The organism is Alsobacter sp. SYSU BS001988 (assembly GCF_054796215.1).
On record NZ_JBTAMK010000007.1, the window covers coordinates 51,601 to 68,863 of the forward strand.

At 69.3% G+C, this 17,263-nt stretch carries 20 protein-coding genes; 12 read left to right on the forward strand and 8 right to left on the reverse strand.

The window, feature by feature from the left end; translation table 11 throughout:
• Positions 1-50 precede the first annotated feature (50 nt).
• The 4 genes from tolB to ACYVO7_RS14715 all read left to right on the forward strand — a co-directional run bounded on the left by tolB (position 51) and on the right by ACYVO7_RS14715 (position 3,551).
• On the forward strand, positions 51-1,403 hold the full coding sequence (tolB, locus tag ACYVO7_RS14700) for a Tol-Pal system beta propeller repeat protein TolB (RefSeq protein WP_460450563.1): 1,353 nt from the start codon (positions 51-53) through the stop codon (positions 1,401-1,403).
• Positions 1,404-1,513: 110 nt separating this feature from the next.
• Entirely contained in the window at positions 1,514-2,110 is a 597-nt protein-coding gene (locus tag ACYVO7_RS14705) for a LemA family protein (protein ID WP_460450564.1), read from the forward strand.
• 26 nt (positions 2,111-2,136) lie between these two features.
• Entirely contained in the window at positions 2,137-2,934 is a 798-nt protein-coding gene (locus tag ACYVO7_RS14710; protein WP_460450565.1) for a TPM domain-containing protein, read from the forward strand.
• Positions 2,934-3,551 (forward strand): TPM domain-containing protein, encoded by a 618-nt coding sequence (locus ACYVO7_RS14715; RefSeq protein WP_460450566.1) that lies wholly within the window; start codon positions 2,934-2,936, stop codon positions 3,549-3,551. The genes ACYVO7_RS14710 and ACYVO7_RS14715 overlap by 1 nt, the downstream gene beginning before the upstream one ends.
• A gap of 15 nt (positions 3,552-3,566) precedes the next feature.
• Here ACYVO7_RS14715 and ACYVO7_RS14720 read toward each other — a convergent pair whose 3' ends face one another.
• Both ACYVO7_RS14720 and acnA read right to left on the reverse strand, forming a co-directional pair.
• Positions 3,567-4,310 carry a DUF1223 domain-containing protein gene (locus ACYVO7_RS14720; RefSeq protein ID WP_460450567.1) on the reverse strand — a complete coding sequence of 248 codons (744 nt, stop codon included), beginning with the start codon at positions 4,308-4,310 and terminating at the stop codon, positions 3,567-3,569.
• Positions 4,311-4,458: 148 nt separating this feature from the next.
• Positions 4,459-7,155: an aconitate hydratase AcnA gene (gene acnA, locus ACYVO7_RS14725; protein ID WP_460450568.1), complete on the reverse strand. Its 2,697-nt coding sequence runs from the start codon at positions 7,153-7,155 to the stop codon at positions 4,459-4,461.
• A gap of 191 nt (positions 7,156-7,346) precedes the next feature.
• On the opposite strand from acnA, the gene ccmA reads away from it, so the two are divergent.
• From ccmA to ACYVO7_RS14755, 6 genes are all read left to right on the forward strand, one after another.
• A complete protein-coding gene (ccmA, locus tag ACYVO7_RS14730) occupies positions 7,347-7,967 on the forward strand; it encodes a heme ABC exporter ATP-binding protein CcmA (protein WP_460450569.1) in 621 nt (206 codons plus the stop codon).
• Positions 7,964-8,635, forward strand: coding sequence for a heme exporter protein CcmB (gene ccmB / locus ACYVO7_RS14735; protein WP_460450570.1), 672 nt, complete (start codon positions 7,964-7,966; stop codon positions 8,633-8,635). The genes ccmA and ccmB overlap by 4 nt, the downstream gene beginning before the upstream one ends.
• Before the next feature lie 138 nt (positions 8,636-8,773).
• Positions 8,774-8,923, forward strand: coding sequence for an aa3-type cytochrome c oxidase subunit IV (locus ACYVO7_RS14740; RefSeq protein ID WP_460450571.1), 150 nt, complete (start codon positions 8,774-8,776; stop codon positions 8,921-8,923).
• Positions 8,924-9,028: 105 nt separating this feature from the next.
• Positions 9,029-10,252: a Re/Si-specific NAD(P)(+) transhydrogenase subunit alpha gene (locus tag ACYVO7_RS14745; RefSeq protein WP_460450572.1), complete on the forward strand. Its 1,224-nt coding sequence runs from the start codon at positions 9,029-9,031 to the stop codon at positions 10,250-10,252.
• 13 nt (positions 10,253-10,265) lie between these two features.
• Positions 10,266-10,715 (forward strand): proton-translocating transhydrogenase family protein, encoded by a 450-nt coding sequence (locus tag ACYVO7_RS14750; protein WP_460450573.1) that lies wholly within the window; start codon positions 10,266-10,268, stop codon positions 10,713-10,715.
• Positions 10,716-10,720: 5 nt separating this feature from the next.
• On the forward strand, positions 10,721-12,124 hold the full coding sequence (locus tag ACYVO7_RS14755) for an NAD(P)(+) transhydrogenase (Re/Si-specific) subunit beta (RefSeq protein ID WP_460450574.1): 1,404 nt from the start codon (positions 10,721-10,723) through the stop codon (positions 12,122-12,124).
• Positions 12,125-12,187: 63 nt separating this feature from the next.
• On the opposite strand, the gene ACYVO7_RS14760 is transcribed toward ACYVO7_RS14755, so the two are convergent.
• The 5 genes from ACYVO7_RS14760 to purE form a co-directional block, all read right to left on the reverse strand.
• The gene (locus ACYVO7_RS14760; protein WP_460450575.1) at positions 12,188-12,565 is read right to left on the reverse strand and encodes a VOC family protein; all 378 of its coding nucleotides are present in this window, start codon (positions 12,563-12,565) and stop codon (positions 12,188-12,190) included.
• 147 nt (positions 12,566-12,712) lie between these two features.
• The gene (locus tag ACYVO7_RS14765) at positions 12,713-13,591 is read right to left on the reverse strand and encodes a tetratricopeptide repeat protein (RefSeq protein ID WP_460450576.1); all 879 of its coding nucleotides are present in this window, start codon (positions 13,589-13,591) and stop codon (positions 12,713-12,715) included.
• Positions 13,592-13,880: 289 nt separating this feature from the next.
• The gene (gene rpsU, locus ACYVO7_RS14770; RefSeq protein ID WP_188519455.1) at positions 13,881-14,126 is read right to left on the reverse strand and encodes a 30S ribosomal protein S21; all 246 of its coding nucleotides are present in this window, start codon (positions 14,124-14,126) and stop codon (positions 13,881-13,883) included.
• 150 nt (positions 14,127-14,276) lie between these two features.
• Positions 14,277-15,350 carry a 5-(carboxyamino)imidazole ribonucleotide synthase gene (locus ACYVO7_RS14775; protein ID WP_460450577.1) on the reverse strand — a complete coding sequence of 358 codons (1,074 nt, stop codon included), beginning with the start codon at positions 15,348-15,350 and terminating at the stop codon, positions 14,277-14,279.
• Between the two features lie 4 nt (positions 15,351-15,354).
• Entirely contained in the window at positions 15,355-15,849 is a 495-nt protein-coding gene (purE, locus tag ACYVO7_RS14780) for a 5-(carboxyamino)imidazole ribonucleotide mutase (RefSeq protein WP_460450578.1), read from the reverse strand.
• A 108-nt stretch (positions 15,850-15,957) separates the two neighbouring features.
• On the opposite strand from purE, the gene ACYVO7_RS14785 reads away from it, so the two are divergent.
• A complete protein-coding gene (locus tag ACYVO7_RS14785) occupies positions 15,958-16,554 on the forward strand; it encodes a GGDEF domain-containing protein (RefSeq protein WP_460450579.1) in 597 nt (198 codons plus the stop codon).
• Between the two features lie 14 nt (positions 16,555-16,568).
• Here the strand turns inward: ACYVO7_RS14785 and ACYVO7_RS14790 are convergent, their stop codons facing one another.
• On the reverse strand, positions 16,569-16,775 hold the full coding sequence (locus ACYVO7_RS14790; RefSeq protein ID WP_406854741.1) for a YdcH family protein: 207 nt from the start codon (positions 16,773-16,775) through the stop codon (positions 16,569-16,571).
• 266 nt (positions 16,776-17,041) lie between these two features.
• Between ACYVO7_RS14790 and ACYVO7_RS14795 the strand changes: the two genes are divergently transcribed.
• Positions 17,042-17,227, forward strand: a complete 186-nt coding sequence (locus ACYVO7_RS14795; protein WP_406854742.1) for a YdcH family protein — start codon at positions 17,042-17,044, stop codon at positions 17,225-17,227.
• Positions 17,228-17,263 lie beyond the last annotated feature (36 nt).

A 17,263-nucleotide genomic window follows, 5' to 3' on the forward strand; every position in this document is an offset into this window, starting at 1 on the left:
CCTTTTTCGCCTCCCCCATCCTTTCCTGAAAGAAAGCAACGGTTCGTCCGATGTCCCTTTCCAAGACCGCCCTCCCCCTCGGCTTGCCGCCGCTCACCCGCCGCTCCGCGCTGCTCGGGGCGGCCGGCTTCGCCGCCGCATCGCTGGCCGGCGTCGCCGGCGCCGGGGCCGAGATCTCCATCACCATCGACCGCGGCAACTTCCAGCCAATGCCGATCGCCATCACCGATTTCGGCGGCGCGGACCCTAATCTGGGCGCGCAGATCTCCGGCGTGATCACCAACAACCTGAAGCGCTCGGGCGTCTTCTCGATCATCGACAAGAAGGCCTTCGTCGAGAAGGTCTCCAGCGTCGACTCGGCCCCGCAATTCGACAGCTGGAAGGTCATCAACGCCCAGGCGCTGGTCACCGGCCGCATCACCCGCGACCCCTCGGGCCGCCTCAAGGCGGAGTTCCGCCTGTGGGACGTGTTCGCCGGCCAGCAGCTCACCGGCCAGCAATATTTCACCGATCCGAACAACTGGCGCCGGGTCGCCCACATCATCTCCGACGCGATCTACGCGCGGTTGACGGGCGACAAGGGCTTCTTCGACAGCCGGGTCGTCTTCGTCGACGAAACCGGGCCGAAGGACAACCGCAAGAAGCGCCTCGCCATCATGGACCAGGACGGCGCCAATGTCCGCTACCTGACCCGCGGCGACGACCTCGTCGTGACTCCGCGCTTCTCGCCGTCCAGCCAGGAAGTGACCTACATGTCCTTCGGCGGCGGCGACCCGCGCGTCTACCTGCTGAATATCGAGACCGGCCAGCGCGAGGTCGTCGGCAACTTCCCCGGCATGACCTTCGCGCCGCGCTTCTCGCCGGACGGCCAGAAAATCGTCATGAGCCTCAGCCAGGGCTCGTCGTCGAACATCTTCGTCATGGACCTGCGGTCCCGCACGACGACCCGGCTCACCGACTCCAGCGCCATCGACACCTCGCCCTCCTTGTCGCCGGACGGCTCGCAGATGGTGTTTGAGTCCGACCGCGGCGGCGCTCCGCAGATCTACCAGATGCCGGCCGGCGGCGGCCCCGCCAAGCGCATCTCCTTCGGCGAGGGCCGCTACTCCACGCCGGTCTGGTCGCCGCGCGGCGACTACATCGCCTTCACCAAGCAGAAGGGCTCCACCTTCGCGATCGGGATCATGAAGCCGGACGGCTCGGGCGAGCGCATCCTCACCGAGGGCTTCCACAATGAGGGCCCCACCTGGGCCCCGAACGGCCGCTACCTGATGTTCTTCCGCGATGCAGGCGGCAGCGGCGGCGCTAAGGTGTTCATGGTCGACATCACCGGCCGCGTCGAGGTGCCCGTGCCGTCGCCGGCCTACGCCTCCGACCCGTCCTGGGGTCCCTTGCTGAACTGAACCATCGCTCCCCCGAGCGAGTTGGCAAGGCGCATTGGCGTGAAGCTTATGCGTCACTACATTCGAGCGCGCAGCCGGGCGTTGTCCGGCGAACCGTTTCGGGGGTTCCCATGGCAGTCCTGTCCCGCCTTCGCGCCATCGCGGCGACGCTCGTCGTCGCCCTCGCCCTCTCCGCCTGCGGCATCAACAACGTCCCGACGCTGGAGGAGCAGGCCAAGAGCTCCTGGAGCGAGGTGCAGAACCAGTACCAGCGCCGGGCCGACCTGATCCCGAACCTGGTCGAGACCGTGAAGGGCTACGCCAAGCAGGAGCAGGAGACCCTGACCCGCGTCGTCGAGGCCCGCGCCAAGGCGACCTCCATCAAGGTCGACGCCAGCACGGTGACCGATCCCGAGAAATTCAAGCAGTTCCAGGACGCGCAGAACCAGCTCTCCGGCGCTCTCGGCCGGCTGATCGCGGTGAGCGAGGCCTATCCGGACCTGAAGTCGAACCAGAACTTCCTGGCGCTGCAATCCCAGCTCGAGGGCACCGAGAACCGCATCGCTGTCGCGCGGCGCGACTACATCCAGTCGGTGCAGGCCTACAACACCGAGATCCGCACGATCCCGGGCCGCTGGATCGCGGCGATCTTCTATCCCTCGGCCAAGCCGATGGAGACCTTCACGACCGCGCCCGAGAACCAGGCCGCCCCGAAGGTCACGTTCTGAGCCGCGCGGCGGCTGGAGGCCGGCCCGTGACGACGCACCGCTTCGCGGCCGCGCTGCTGGCGCTCGCCTTCGGCCTCTCCGCCGCCTGGGCCGCCCTGACCTTTCCGGCCCTGACGGGCCGGGTCGTGGACCAGGCCTCGATCCTGTCGGCGGACGCGGTCCAGCGCATCGACGCCAAGCTGAAGGCGCATGAGGACAAGACCTCCGACCAGGTGGTGGTCGCCACCGTGCCGTCCCTGCAGGGGACCAGCGTGGAGGACTACGCCAACCAGCTCTTCCGCGCCTGGAAGCTGGGCCAGGCCAAGACCAACAACGGCGTCCTGCTCCTGGTGGCCCCCAACGAACGCAAGGTCCGCATCGAGGTCGGCTACGGGCTGGAAGGCGCGCTCACGGACGCGCTGTCCAAGGTGATCATCAGCACCGCCGTCGCGCCCAAGTTCAAGTCCGGCGACTTCGCAGGCGGGATCGAGGCCGGCGTGGACGCCATCGTCTCCATCCTCACCGGGGACGCCGAGGACTGGCAGCGACGCGCCAAGGTGCGGCCGCAGGACGACGGCTCGTCCGACTGGATCATGAACCTCGTCGTCATGGCGATCGTGCTGTTCATCCTGTGGCGGATGATGTCGGGCGGACGGGGCGGGCCGGGCGCGCCGGCGCACCGCACGCGCCGCGGAAACTGGATCGTCGTTCCGACCGGCGGGGGCGGCTTCGGCGGCGGGTTCGGCGGCGGCGGCGGCTGGTCCGGAGGCTCGGGCGGGTTCGGCGGCGGGTTCTCCGGCGGCGGCGGCTCGTCCGGCGGCGGCGGCGCCTCGGGGGACTGGTGATGACGCCGCTTTTGACGCAAGCCGAGCACGACCGCGTGGCGGCCGCGATCCGGGCGGCCGAGGCCGCGACCGACGCGGAGATCGTCTGCGTCCTGGCCCGGCGGGCCAGCGACTGGCGCTTCGTGCCCGTCGTCTATGCGGCGGCGGCGGCGCTGCTGCTGCCCTGGGTGCTGGTGTTCCTGACCGCCTGGAGCGTGCAGCAGATCCTGCTCGCCCAACTCGCCGTCTTCGCGGCGGTGGCCGCGCTCCTCTTCGCGCCGGCGCTGCGCTATCGCCTGGTGCCCCGGGCGACCGCCCGGCGGCGGGCCCACCAGGCGGCGGCCGAGCAGTTTCTGGTGCGCGGCCTCGGCCGCACCGAGGGCCGCACCGGCGTCCTGATCTTCGTCGCCGTCGCCGAGCGCTACGCCTGCGTGATCCCCGACCAGGCCGTGGCGGCCGTCGTGCCCGAAGAGGTCTGGCGCCGCGCGATCGAGCGCCTCACCGACGCCCTGCGGGCGGGCCGCCCGGCCGACGGGCTCGAAGGCGCCGTGCGCATCTGCGCGGAGGCGCTGGAGCAGCGCAGCCCCGCACGCCCCGGCGACCGCAACGAGCTGCCGGACCGGGTCATCGAGTATTGAAGAGGCTGATGCGCCCTAGAGCCCCGGCCCCTTGGCGGCGCCGAGGATAACGCCCGGGCGCTCCGGCGTTCCGGTCTGGAGCAGCACCACGTAGCTGTCGGACTCGCGCTGCTGCGCCAGCGAGGCGGCCACCTCGAAGACGCGCGCCTCGCCGTTCCAGGCGCCCACCGGCACGAGGCCGCGCGCCACGTTGACGTAGGTGACCGACTTGCCCTTGTTCTCGCCGCGCGTGATCTCGACGTCGCAGCGCTTGCGGATCGGCACCAGATAAACGCCAGCCTGCGCGCCGGGCTTGCCGGCCCCGAGCGTGACCCGGATCTTGCCGCCGACCGTCTCGGCCGACACCGCCACCGTCATCGCGCCCTTGGCCTTGGCCGTCGGCTCGGCCGCCTCGACGGCCTGCGGGTTGGACCCGATGGCGTGGCTGACGCCGTCGATCACCGCCTGCGGCGTGTAGACCTGCCGGTCGCCGCGCTGCTCGCCATAGCCTTTCTGCCGCGCCGTGAAGGCGTGGTCGGCCAGCGTGTCCTTCCAGCCGAGATAATCCCAGTAGTCGATAGGCAGCGACATCGCGACGAGCGACGGATCGCGCGCGAAATCCCCCATCAGCTTGTCGGCCGGCGGGCAGGACGAGCATCCCTGGCTGGTGAAGAGCTCCACCACGGCGCGAGGCTGCGGCGCGGGCGCCTGGGCGTGCGAAACCGTGGCCGACAGAACGGCGGCGGCTGCACTCAGCGGCAGGCTGTAGGGGCGCGGCAACGCGGCATCTCCCGGGCGGCGGACGTGGGCACCCTACGCCTCTCCGCGCGCCGAACAAACTCACGTTGGGTTGAGGTCGGTCACGAAAGGGGCCGCCGGAATGTCCGGCGGCCCCCTCTCGAGCAGGCTTCAGGCCGCGTGCCTGGCCTCAGGCGGCAAGGCTGCGCAGCACGTACTGCAGGATGCCGCCGTTCTTGTAGTATTCGAGCTCGTCGAGCGTATCGATCCGGCAGATTAGCGGCACGACCTGCGTCCGGCCGTCCGCGAAGGTGATCTCCGCCTCCATCTTCTGGCGCGGCTTGAGGTCGCCGGCCAGGCCCCTGATGGTGACGGTCTCGTCGCCCTTCATGCCGAGAGTCTGCCAGGAGGTCCCCTCCTCGAACACCAGCGGGACGACGCCCATGCCGACGAGGTTCGACCGGTGGATGCGCTCGAAGGACTGCGCGATCACGGCGCGGACGCCGAGCAGCACGGTGCCCTTCGCGGCCCAGTCGCGGGACGATCCGGTGCCGTACTCCTTGCCGGCGAACACCACCAGCGGCACGCCCTCGTCCTTGTACTTCATCGCGGCGTCGTAGATCGCCATCTGCTCAGCGTCGGGATAGTGGGCGGTGAAGCCGCCTTCCACGCCGGGCAGCATCTGGTTCTTGATGCGGATATTGGCGAAGGTGCCGCGCATCATGATCTCGTGGTTGCCGCGGCGCGTGCCGTACTGGTTGAAGTCGGCCGGGGCGACCTGCCGGTCCATCAGATACTTGCCGGCCGGCGAGGCCGCCTTGATCGACCCGGCCGGCGAGATGTGGTCGGTCGTGATCGAATCGAGGAAGAGGCCGATCACCCGCGCGTTGACGATGTCCTCGACGGGCTTGGGCTCCTTGGTCATGCCTTCGAAATAGGGCGGGTTCTGCACATAGGTGGACGACATGTTCCACTTATAGGTCAGGCCGCCCTCGACCTGGATCTTCCGCCAGTGCTCGTCGCCCTTGAACACGTCCGCATATTTGGACTGGAACAGGGCGCGCGTGATGGTCTGCTGGATCGTCTCGTCGATCTCCTTGGAGGTCGGCCAGATGTCGCGCAGATAGACCGGCGCGCCGGACGGATCCGTCCCGAGCGGCTCATTGGCGAGGTCGACCTGCAGCGAGCCGGCGAGCGCATAGGCGACCACCAGGGGCGGCGAGGCGAGATAGTTCGCCCGCACGTCGGGGTTCACGCGGCCCTCGAAGTTGCGGTTCCCCGACAGCACCGCGGCGGCCACGATGTCGTTGTCGTTGATCGACTTCGAGATCTCGGCCGGCAGCGGGCCGGAATTGCCGATGCAGGTGGTGCAGCCGAAGCCGACCAGGTTGAAGCCGAGCTTGTCCAGCGAAGCCTGCAGGCCGGACTTCTCCAGATACTCGGCCACGACCTGCGAGCCGGGCGCCAGCGAGGTCTTGACCCAGGGCTTTACGGTGATGCCCTTCTGCACGGCGTTGCGGGCCAGCAGGCCGGCCGCCACCATGACGCTCGGATTCGACGTGTTGGTGCAGGAGGTGATCGCCGCGATCACCACGTCGCCATTGCCGAGGTCGTAATTGGCGCCTTCGACCCGGTAGCGGGTCTTCAGGTCGGCGGCCTTCTTGAACTCGCTGTCCATGGCGGCGGCGAAACCGGACTTGGCGTCGGACAGGAGCACGCGGTCCTGCGGGCGCTTGGGGCCGGCCAGCGACGGCTGCACGGAGCCCAGGTCGAGCTCGAGCGTGTCGGTGAAGACCGGGTCCGGCGTCGCGTCCGTCCGGAACAGGCCCTGGGCCTTGGAGTACTCGCGCACGAGCGCGATCCGGTCTTCGGAGCGGGCGGAGGTCTCCAGGAAGGCCAGCGTCTCGTCGTCGACCGGGAAGAAGCCGCAGGTCGCGCCGTATTCCGGCGCCATGTTGGCGATCGTGGCGCGGTCGGCCAGCGTCATCGAGGCGAGGCCCGAGCCGTAGAACTCGACGAACTTGCCGACGACGCCGCGCTTGCGCAGCATCTGGGTGACGGTGAGCACCACGTCGGTGGCGGTGACGCCCTCGCGCGGCCGGCCGGTCATCTTGAAGCCGATGACCTCCGGGATCAGCATCGAGATCGGCTGGCCCAGCATGGCCGCCTCGGCCTCGATGCCGCCCACGCCCCAGCCCAGCACCGCCAGGCCGTTGACCATGGTGGTGTGCGAGTCCGTGCCGACCAGGGTGTCCGGATAGGCCGTCTCGACGGTCGCGCCGTTCTCCGTCTCGGTCTTGGTCCACACCGTCTGCGACAGGTATTCGAGGTTCACCTGGTGGCAGATGCCGGTGCCGGGGGGCACGACGCGGAAATTCTCGAAGGCCTGCTGGCCCCAGCGCAGGAAGTTGTAGCGCTCGCCGTTGCGCTCGTATTCGAGCTCGACATTGTGCTCCAGCGCCTTCGGGGTGCCGAACTCGTCGACGATCACCGAATGGTCGATCACGAGGTCGACCGGCACGAGCGGATTGATCTTCTGCGGGTCGCCGCCGAGCTTGGTCATGGCGTCGCGCAGCGCCGCGAGGTCGACCACGGCGGGCACGCCGGTGAAGTCCTGCATGAGCACGCGCGAGGGGCGGAACGCGATTTCGCGCTCGGCCGCGCCCTTGCTGGCGAGCCATTCCGCGACGCTCTCGATGTCGCTCTTGGTGACGGTGCGGCCGTCCTCGAAGCGCAGCAGGTTCTCCAGCAGCACCTTGAGCGAGAACGGCAGGCTGCTGACGCCGGCCAGGCCGTTGGCCTCGGCGTCCTTCAGCGAATAATACACATAGGACTTGTCGCCGACCTGGAGCTTCTTGCGGGCTTTGAAGCTATCGATACTTGTCACGGCCTGATCCTCTCGGGGTTCGTGTGGGCGTGCGGCCTCGTTGCGTGGACACGCGCGCCGCCCCGGGAGTGCCCAGGTCCCCGCGCTGGATGAAGCGCTCGGCGCAGCCGTCGCGCTTATAGATAATTTCCGCGCGACCCGCTACACGAACAAAAGTCGCTGGACACACTGATTTCGGGCCCCCGAACCGCATGCGTCTCGTCGTCGAGGACCTTGTCTGTGAACGCTCCGGCCGCCCCGTCTTCTCGGGCGTGAGCTTTGCGGTGGACGGCGGCGAGGCGCTGGCCCTGGTCGGGCGCAACGGCGCCGGCAAGTCCAGCCTGCTGCAGATCCTCGCCGGCCTGCTGGACCCCGCCTCCGGCCGCATCCTGGTGGAAGAGGGACACGACGACCGCACGCTCGGCGAACAGTCCCACTATGTCGGTCATCGCGACGCGCTGAAGCCGTCGCTCACGCCGCACGAGACGCTGGCCTTCTGGCGCGCCATGCTGGGCGAGCCCGCCTTGAGCCCGGACGAGGCGCTGGAGCGCCTGGGCCTGGACCACGCCGCGGACCTCCCCTGCGCCTATCTGTCCGCCGGGCAGCGCCGCCGGCTTGCGCTGGCCCGCCTGCTCGTCTCCGACCGGCCGGTCTGGCTTCTCGACGAGCCGACATCCGCGCTGGACGCCGCGTCGCAGGCCGTCTTCGCCGATCTGGTCCGGGGCCACCTCGCCCGGGGAGGCGTCGTGCTCGCCGCCACGCATGCGCCGCTCGGCCTCGACGGCGTCGCCACGCTCCGCATCGGGGCGCCCCCGGCCGGAGCGGACGCGTGACGTCGCCGCTCGCCGCGCTCGCCCTGCGGGAGTTCCGCCTCGCCGCCCGCATCGGCGGCGGGGGCGCGATGGGGCTCGTGTTCTTCCTCATCCTGGTCACGCTGGTCCCCTTCGCGATCGGTCCGGACCTCAATCTGCTCGCCCGCATCGGGCCCGCCATCCTGTGGATCGCGGCGGCGCTCGCCACCCTGCTGGGCCTCGACCGGCTGTTCCAGGCCGACGCGGAGGACGGGTCGCTCGATCTCCTGCGCATGAGCGGGACGCCGCTGGAGTTGATCGTCCTGGTGAAAGGCTTCGCCCACTGGGCCGGCACCGGGCTGCCGCTGGCGCTGGCCGCGCCCGTGTTCGGCCTGCTGCTGGCCTTGACCCCCGACGCGATGGCGGCCGTGTGCGTCACGCTGCTGGTCGGCACGCCCGCGCTGACCTTCATCGGCGCCATTGGCGCCGCGCTGACGGCCAGCCTGCGGCGGGGCGGCCTCGTGCTGTCCATCCTGGTGCTGCCGTTGATGATCCCGGTGCTGATCTTCGGCGTTTCGGCCGCCCACGCAGCCACCGGCGGGACAGTGCCGTTCCTGACGCCGTTCTTGGTCTTGTGCGGGCTCTCGCTCTTCGCCGTCGTGCTCGGGGCGCTGGCGTCCGCCGCCGCGATACGGATCAGCGCGGCCTGAGCCGGCTTAGACTAAACCGATTTAGATTGAAGCTGTTTCCACGCTCCGAACGGTCCTGTCCGATTGCGCGCGTGCGCCGCTTGCGCTAAACGCGGACAGGGACTTACCCGTCCGGCTCTCGCCTTCCGAGGAAACGAAATGGCTGAACACCACATGGCCCAGGGCGGCCACCCCGCGATGGACTACGCCGAGCACGAGCGGACCTACGCGCTGTTCGTGTCCCTCGCCAAATACGGCACGATGGTCGCGATCGCGATCGTGGCCGGCATGGCCATCTTCCTTCTCTGACGTCCTTGCCTTCCCGCCGGGCGGCTGACCAGCCACACTCTCCGGCGTGACTTCACCTCCCCCGCGCGCTCGACCCGGGCGCTGCCCGCCAGCGGAGTTCCCGCGATGCGCATCGCCGTGATTCAAGAGACCGATCCGAATGAGGATCGCGTCGCCGCCACGCCGGAAACGGTGAAGAAACTCGTGGCTCTCGGCGCGACGGTGGCGATCGAGGCCGGCGCGGGGCTCGCCTCGGGCGTCACCGACGCGGAGTACCAGGCCGCCGGGGCCGTGACGGAGCCTTCCGCCGCCGCCGCGCTCGCCGACGCCGACGTCGTCCTGAAGGTGCGGCGCCCCAACGCCGACGAGGCCCGCGCCATGAAGCGCGGGGCGATCGTGCTGGCCATCATGGATCCCTACGGCGCCGACGCGGCGCTGAAGGCCATGGCGGACGCCGGGCTCGCCTCCTTCGCGATGGAGCTGATGCCGCGCATCACCCGCGCCCAGGTGATGGACGTGCTGTCGTCGCAGGCCAACCTCGCCGGCTACCGCGCCGTGATCGACGGAGCCGCCGAATATGGCCGCGCGCTGCCGATGATGATGACCGCCGCCGGCACCGTTCCGGCCGCCCGCATCTTCATCATGGGCGTCGGCGTCGCCGGCCTTCAGGCCATCGCGACGGCGCGCCGCCTCGGAGCGGTGGTGACCGCCACCGACGTTCGGCCCGCCACCAAGGAGCAGGTGGAGTCGCTCGGCGCCAAGTTCCTCGCCGTCGAGGACGAGGAGTTCCTGCAGGCGCAGACCGCCGGCGGCTACGCCAAGGAGATGTCGAAGGAGTACCAGGCCAAGCAGGCCGCGCTGGTGGCCTCGCACATCGCCAAGCAGGACATCGTGATCACGACGGCGCTGATCCCGGGCCGCCCTGCGCCGAAGCTCGTGACCGAGGACATGATCGCCTCCATGCGGCCCGGCTCCGTGCTGATCGACCTCGCGGTCGAGCGCGGCGGCAACGTGGCGCTGGCCAAGCCCGGCGAGATCGTCACGACGCCGAACGGCGTGAAGATCGTCGGCCACCTGAACGTGCCGGGGCGCCTCGCCGCCACGTCGTCGAGCCTCTACGCCAAGAACCTCTTCAACTTCCTCGAGACGATGATCGACAAGGGCTCCAAGTCGCTCGCCGTCAAATGGGACGACGAACTCGTCAAGGCCACCAACCTCACCCGCGACGGCGCGGTGGTGCACCCCAATTTCATGCCGAAGACGACGCAGCCGGCGCCGGAGGCCGCTCCGGCCCCCGCCGCGGCGGACGCTGCGCCCGTCCCACCCGCCCCCGCCGGGCCGATGGCCTGAGGAGGACTGAACCATGGCGACCGAATCCCCCGACATCCTCGTCCAGCGCGCCCAGGAGGCCGCCCGCGTCGCGCGCGCCGCCGCCGAGGCCGCCCAGTCCTACGCCGACCAGGTCGCGACGGCGGCCGGCGCGGCCGCCCACGCGGCGACCGGCGGGGCGCTCGACCCCTTCGTGTTCCGCCTCGCGATCTTCGTGCTGGCGGTCTTCGTCGGCTACTACGTGGTGTGGTCGGTGACGCCGGCGCTGCATACGCCGCTGATGTCCGTCACCAACGCCATCTCGTCCGTCATCGTGGTGGGCGCCCTGCTGGCCGTCGGCGTCGACTCGTTGGGCGTCAATGGGGACGGACCGCTCTGGGCCCGGGTGTTCGGCTTCATCGCCCTGATCCTCGCCAGCGTGAACATCTTCGGCGGGTTCCTCGTCACCCAGCGCATGCTGGGCATGTACAAGAAGAAGGGCTGAGCACGATGAGCGCCAATCTTGCGGCCCTTCTGTATCTCATCTCCGGCATCCTGTTCATCCTGGCGCTGCGCGGCCTGTCGTCCCCGGCCTCGAGCCGGCAGGGCAACCTGTTCGGCATGATCGGCATGGGCATCGCCATGGTGACCACGCTGACCCTCGCGCCGCCGGCCGGCGCCATGGGCTGGCTGCTCGTGCTTTTGGGCCTCGCCATCGGCGGCGGCGGCGGCGCCGTGGTGGCGCGCCGCATCCCCATGACGGCGATGCCGCAGCTCGTCGCCTTCTTCCACTCGCTGGTCGGCCTTGCGGCCGTGCTGGTGGCCGCAGGCGCGCTCTACGCCCCGCAGGCCTTCGGCATCGGCCTGCCCGGCCAAATCCACGGCGCCTCGCTGGTGGAGATGTCGCTGGGCGTGGCGATCGGCGCCATCACCTTCACCGGCTCGGTGATCGCCTTCCTCAAGCTCAACGGCAACATGGGCGGACGCCCGATCATGCTGCCGCAGCGCCACCTCATCAACGCCGGCCTCGCGGCGCTGCTGCTGCTGCTCATCGTGATCTTCGTGCGCACCGAGTCCCTGGCGGTGTTCTGGCTCATCGCCATCGTGAGCTTCGTGCTGGGCGGCCTGATCATCATCCCGATCGGCGGCGCGGACATGCCGGTCGTCGTCTCGATGCTGAACTCCTACTCGGGCTGGGCGGCGGCGGGCATCGGCTTCACGCTGGGCAACCTGGCCCTGATTATCACCGGCGCGCTGGTGGGCTCCTCGGGCGCGATTCTGTCCTACATCATGTGCAAGGGCATGAACCGCTCCTTCATCTCGGTGATCCTGGGCGGTTTCGGCGGCGAGCAGGCCGCGGCCGGCGCGGGCGCCAAGGAGACGCGTCCCGTCAAGCAGGGCTCGGCCGACGACGCCGCCTTCATGATGAAGAACGCCAGCAAGGTCATCATCGTGCCGGGCTACGGCATGGCGGTGGCCCAGGCGCAGCACGCGCTGCGCGAGATGGCCGACAACCTCAAGAAGGAAGGCGTGGAGGTGAAATACGCCATCCACCCGGTGGCGGGCCGCATGCCCGGACACATGAACGTGCTCCTGGCCGAGGCCAATGTGCCCTATGACGAGGTCTTCGAGTTGGAGGACATCAACTCCGAGTTCGCCCAGGCCGACGTCGCCTTCGTGATCGGCGCCAACGACGTCACCAATCCGGCCGCCAAGACGGACCCGACCTCGCCGATCTTCGGCATGCCGATCCTGGACGTCGAGAAGGCCAAGACGGTCCTGTTCATCAAGCGCGGCATGGGCTCCGGCTACGCCGGAGTCGAGAACGAGCTGTTCTTCAAGGACAACACGCTGATGCTCTTCGCCGACGCCAAGAAGATGGTGGAAGAGATCAACAAGGCCATGGCGCACTGAGGCGCCGTGCAGGCTTGCTCGGACGGCCGGCGGAAACGCCGGCCGTTTTCGTTTGTGGCGGACTTATAGCGGGCGGTCGACGGCCCATACGTATCCGTATGGATCGACGATATGGCGCTCGCGCAAGCCGTGAGGTTTGTCCATGGCGCCCGCGAGCACCACGTCGCGACGCTTCCGCGCCGCTGCCTCCGCCAGATCCGGATCTCGGCCGTGGAGGCGGAGTTCCGCGCCAACCCCGCGAGCGACGTCAACCCCTAGACTACCGGCGAGGGGGTGATCGCCATAGGCGTGGTCCGCTTGGACCATCCACTCGGAGCCACAGGCGCGAAGCACCGCGAAGTCCTCATCGGCGTAGACGACTTCGGCTCCGAGCACATCGACCGCGAACGCTAACGCAACGGTCACATCAGGAACGAGAAGATCCAGTGTGAGCCCATTCATGGCGTCCCCCTGCTGTCGAAAGCAGGGCGCCGCATTCGCGCATTGGCCCGTCGAGTGAGGCTCACTCAAGCCCGAAGAGCTCGGCTGCCAGCCAGGCGAGCGCGCTGTCGTGTGTCGGCAGGCCCGCGCAGGTCGTCTCCCGACTCCTCAGAAGAAGCCGCCCGCGCTGCGTCCGCCGAGGCGGCTCAGGCCGTCCTTGGCCGCGGCGTTGCTCGCGTCCACCACGAGCGCGCGCTGGTAGGATTCCGTCGCCTTGGCCTTGTCGCCCAGCTTCTCATAGGCCATGCCGCGGCCGGCCCAGGCGTCGGCGCTGCGGTTGTCGACGTTGAGCGCCGCGTTGAAGTCCTCCGCGGCCTGCTCATATTTGCCGATCGCCATCAGGCTGGTGGCGCGAGCCTGGTAGGGCGCTCCCGCGAAGGGATCGCGATCGATGGCGGCGTCGAAGTCGTTGATCGCCTGCTTGTGCTGGCCCTGCCGCTGATAGATGAGGCCGCGCGCGTGATAGGGCTGCGCCGATTCGGGGCTGAGCCGGATCGCCTGCGACAGGTCGGCGAAGGCCTCGTTGTAGTTGTTCTGCGCCCGCAGCAGGTTGGCGCGGCCCAGATAGGCGGGGCCGTAGTTCGGATCGGCCTGGATGGCGCGCGAAAAGTCGGCCAGCGCCGCGTCGCCCTTGCTGATCTGCCGGTAGGCCAGGCCCCGGTTGGTGTAGGCCGGCGCGAACCCCGGATTGATCTGGACGGCTTTGGTGAAGTCCGCGATGGCGTCCTGGAAGCGCCCGATCTTGGCGTATGCCGCTCCGCGCGTGTTGTAGGCGCTGGGGTCGTTCGGGTTGCGCTGGATGACGTCCGACAGCGACCCGATATTGGTCGCCTGCGCGCCGGACTTGTCCTCGTCCATCTCCGCCACGCCGGCGCCGCTCATGCCCCGGCCCATGGTCTCGCATCCGGCGACCGTCAGGGCGAGGCCCAGAACGGAGAGGCGGGCGGCTTGCGAGAGCCAGGCGAAGCGAGCGGTCGAAACGGACATGACGGGACCTTTCATCGTCCTGCGAAGCGAATCAGGGGCCAGCGGGCCACGCGAGCGTCACAGGTCAGGGCAGAATCGAGCGAATGGGTGGCCGGCGCTGGTGAAAATCGATTCGGCGGACATGTTCTCAAGAGCCGTTGCAGCCGCACGACACCCGGAGCCGGGGCGAGGCCATGGCGTGAACCGGGCCGCGGGGCAGCCCTGAAAAACGCGCGGCGCCCTTCGACCGGAGGTCGGGGCGCCGTCAATTCCGGGTCGGTTTCCGCAGCGCCGAGGCGCCGGGAGAATCTCAGCGCGCAGCGCCGCCGACGACCTTCGGCTTGGGAGCCGGCAGCAGACCTTCGCGCTGGGCGCGCTTGCGGGCGAGCTTGCGGGCGCGGCGCACGGCCTCGGCCTTTTCGCGGGCGCGCTTCTCGGAGGGCTTCTCGTAGTGTCCGCGGAGCTTCATCTCGCGGAAGATGCCCTCGCGCTGCATCTTCTTTTTCAGCGCCTTGAGAGCCTGGTCGACATTGTTGTCACGAACGAGAACCTGCACGCGTCGTTTTCCCGTGTCTTGATTTGAAAGGGCTTCGGCGCGAGACGCTCTGGCGTCTTCGCCGGGATGCGGTGGATTAACAGAATCACTTAGGCTTGTCCACGCCCGATCTGCTGGAATTTCGGGCGTTCGCCTCGGTTCGGCGGCCGATCACTCCGCAACGACGCGGGTGACGTGCCCCATCTTGCGCCCCGGCCGCGATTCCGCCTTGCCGTAGAGGTGAAGATGCACGCCGGGCTCGGCCAGGTAGGCGCGCCAGCGGTCGGCCTCGTCGCCGATGAGGTTCTCCATCACGACGCGGCCGCGCCGCCGCGTAGAGCCGAGGGGCCAGCCGGCGACGGCGCGGATATGCTGCTCGAATTGCGAGGTTTCGGCGCCGTCGATCGTCCAGTGCCCCGAATTATGGACGCGAGGCGCGATTTCGTTGATCAGCACGCGCTCGCGCCCGTCGTCCTCGATCACGAACATTTCGACCGCGAGAACGCCCACATAGTCGAGCTCCGTCGCGATCCGGGCCGCATGCTCCAGCGCCGCGTGCATGGCCGCGCCGTCCAGATCGGCCGGAACCGTCGTGGTGGACAGGATGTGCTGGCGGTGGGCGTTCTCGCACACGTCATAGGCCGCCACGTCCCCGGCGCGCCCGCGCGCGGCCACGACCGAAACCTCGCGCAGGAACGGCACGAAGGCCTCCAGGATGGAGGGCTGCCGCCCCACCGATTCCCAGGCCTGGGACAGGTCGGTCTCCGGCCGGATCACGGCCTGGCCTTTGCCGTCATAGCCGAAGCGCCGCGTCTTCAGCACGGCGGGGCGGCCCAGGGACGCCAGGGCCGCCTCCAGGGAGGCCAGGTCGTCCACGGCCCGGAAGTCCGGCGTGCCGAGGCCGATGTCGCGCAGGAAGCTCTTTTCGGTGAACCGGTCCTGCGTCACCGCGAGCGCCCGGGGGCCGGGCATCACGGCGACTCGTTCGGCCAGGAAGGCCGCCGTCGCGGCGGGGACGTTCTCGAACTCGTAGGTGACGGCCGAGACAGCGGCCGCGAAGGCGGCGAGGGCCTCCTGGTCCTCGTAATCGGCGACGGTCCGCGCCGCCGAGACGTCGAAGGCCGGGTTGTCGCCCGGGGGCGCGAAGATGTGGCAGCGCAGCCCGAGCGGCGCGGCCGCGAGCGCCATCATGCGCGCAAGCTGGCCGCCGCCGAGGATTCCGATCGTCTGCCCGGGGTGAAGCATCGTCTCAGCGCTCGTCCACGGGACGTTCGGCCACGGCCTGCGTCTGCCGCGCGCGGAACGCCTCCAGCCGCTCCGTGAGGGCCGGGTCCTGCAGGCCGAGCACGGCCGCCGCCAGGAGCGCGGCGTTGACCGCGCCCGCGCGCCCGATGGCGAGCGTGCCGACCGGAACGCCGGCCGGCATCTGCACGATCGACAGAAGGCTGTCCTGCCCGGAGAGCGCCTTGCTTTCCACCGGCACGCCGAAGACCGGCAGGCTGGTCAGCGCCGCCGTCATGCCCGGCAGATGCGCGGCCCCGCCCGCGCCCGCGATGACGACCCGGTACCCCGCCGCGCGGGCGCCCTTGGCGAATTCATAGAGCCGGTCGGGCGTCCGATGCGCCGACACGATGAGGCAGTCATGCCCGACGCCGAGCCCGTCCAACGTCTCGGCGGCGTGCCGCATCGTCGCCCAATCGGACTGGCTGCCCATGATGATGGCGACCGGCTTTGCCCCCGACATACTGCACGCTCCGCGCCGCGTTAAGCGGCCCTTCAGAAATGAAGCGGCGGAGTATAGTGACGCGACCCCCGCGCGCAAGCCGAGCCGAGCCCGATCGTGAAGGATGACGTGACCGCCGCCCGACCCCTCGCGGAAGCCGTCGACCAGCCGCCGCCCGGCGTCCCGGACCCCACCGCCGAAGCGCTGCGGCGCGAGCTCGCCGCCGCCAAGGCGCGCATCGGCGAACTGGAGGAGCTCGCCCATGTGGACGAGCTGACCGGCGTGCTCAATCGGCGCGGCTTCCTGCGCGAGTTGCGGCGCGCAGCGTCCTACACGCAGCGCTACGGCGTCCCGGTGTCGCTGGCGCTGTTCGACCTCGACGCTTTCAAGCCGATCAACGACCGGCACGGCCACCCGGCAGGCGACGCGGTTCTGGTCCACGCGGCCGGGATCCTGGCCACGAATCTGCGCGCCTCGGACGTGTTCGCCCGGATCGGGGGCGACGAATTCGCCATGCTGCTCTGGCACGCCGACGAGGAGGTGATCGCCGGCAAGGCCGCCGCCCTGCAGGCGCAGCTGGCGACCTCGCCGCTGCGGTGGCGGTCCGAGGAGATCGCCGTGAGCGTCAGCTTCGGGGTGTTCGCGCTGGACCCGGGCCTCGCCATCGAAGCCGTGCTCGAGGCGGTGGACCGGCGCCTCTACGCCGCCAAGGCGCGCCGCGCCTGAACCAAGGCGCCTGCTCAGGCGATGATGTCGGGCGTGATCTGGTCCGAGATCCGGATGATCTGATCCTTGAGCAGCAGCTTGCGCTTCTTCAGCCGCTGGATCTGCAACTGGTCTGCGGCCGCGATGCCTTCCAGGGCGAAAATCGCCGCGTCGAGGTCCCGGTGTTCGGTCTGAAGCCGGGCGAGCTCCGCCGCGAGCTGACCCTCTGCGAACTCATCCATCTCGTTATGCATGGTGGTGAAATGCGCCTCGCCTCAACCCGCCGACGCGAGCCCGACCACTATGCCAGAGCCTGCCGAACCGGCAAGGCGCCGCACGGGCGGCGACCGTCTTTTCGCGCCCCTGTGACGGCTGCGCTTGCAACCGACGGGCCTGCCCCCTAGCTGACATGAACGGCCTGCGGGGAGCGTTTTGGAACGAATCACCCTTCCCGGCCGGGCCGCGACTGTGTCAGACTGATGACGTCAGAAAACACGGGAGGTACCGCATGGCATTGCAGTCCCATCTGGCCGAGCTCGAGCGCCGCCACCAGGCGATCGAAAAGGAGATCGAACGGGAAATCGGGGCCCCTGCGGGGGACGATCTCAGGCTCGCGGAACTGAAGCGAAAGAAGCTTCAGCTCAAGGACCAGATCGAGCGTTTGCGTATTTCCGCCAAACCCACACTGCACTGATTGGCCATTGTGAGTGCTTCGCGCCGCTGATCCAAG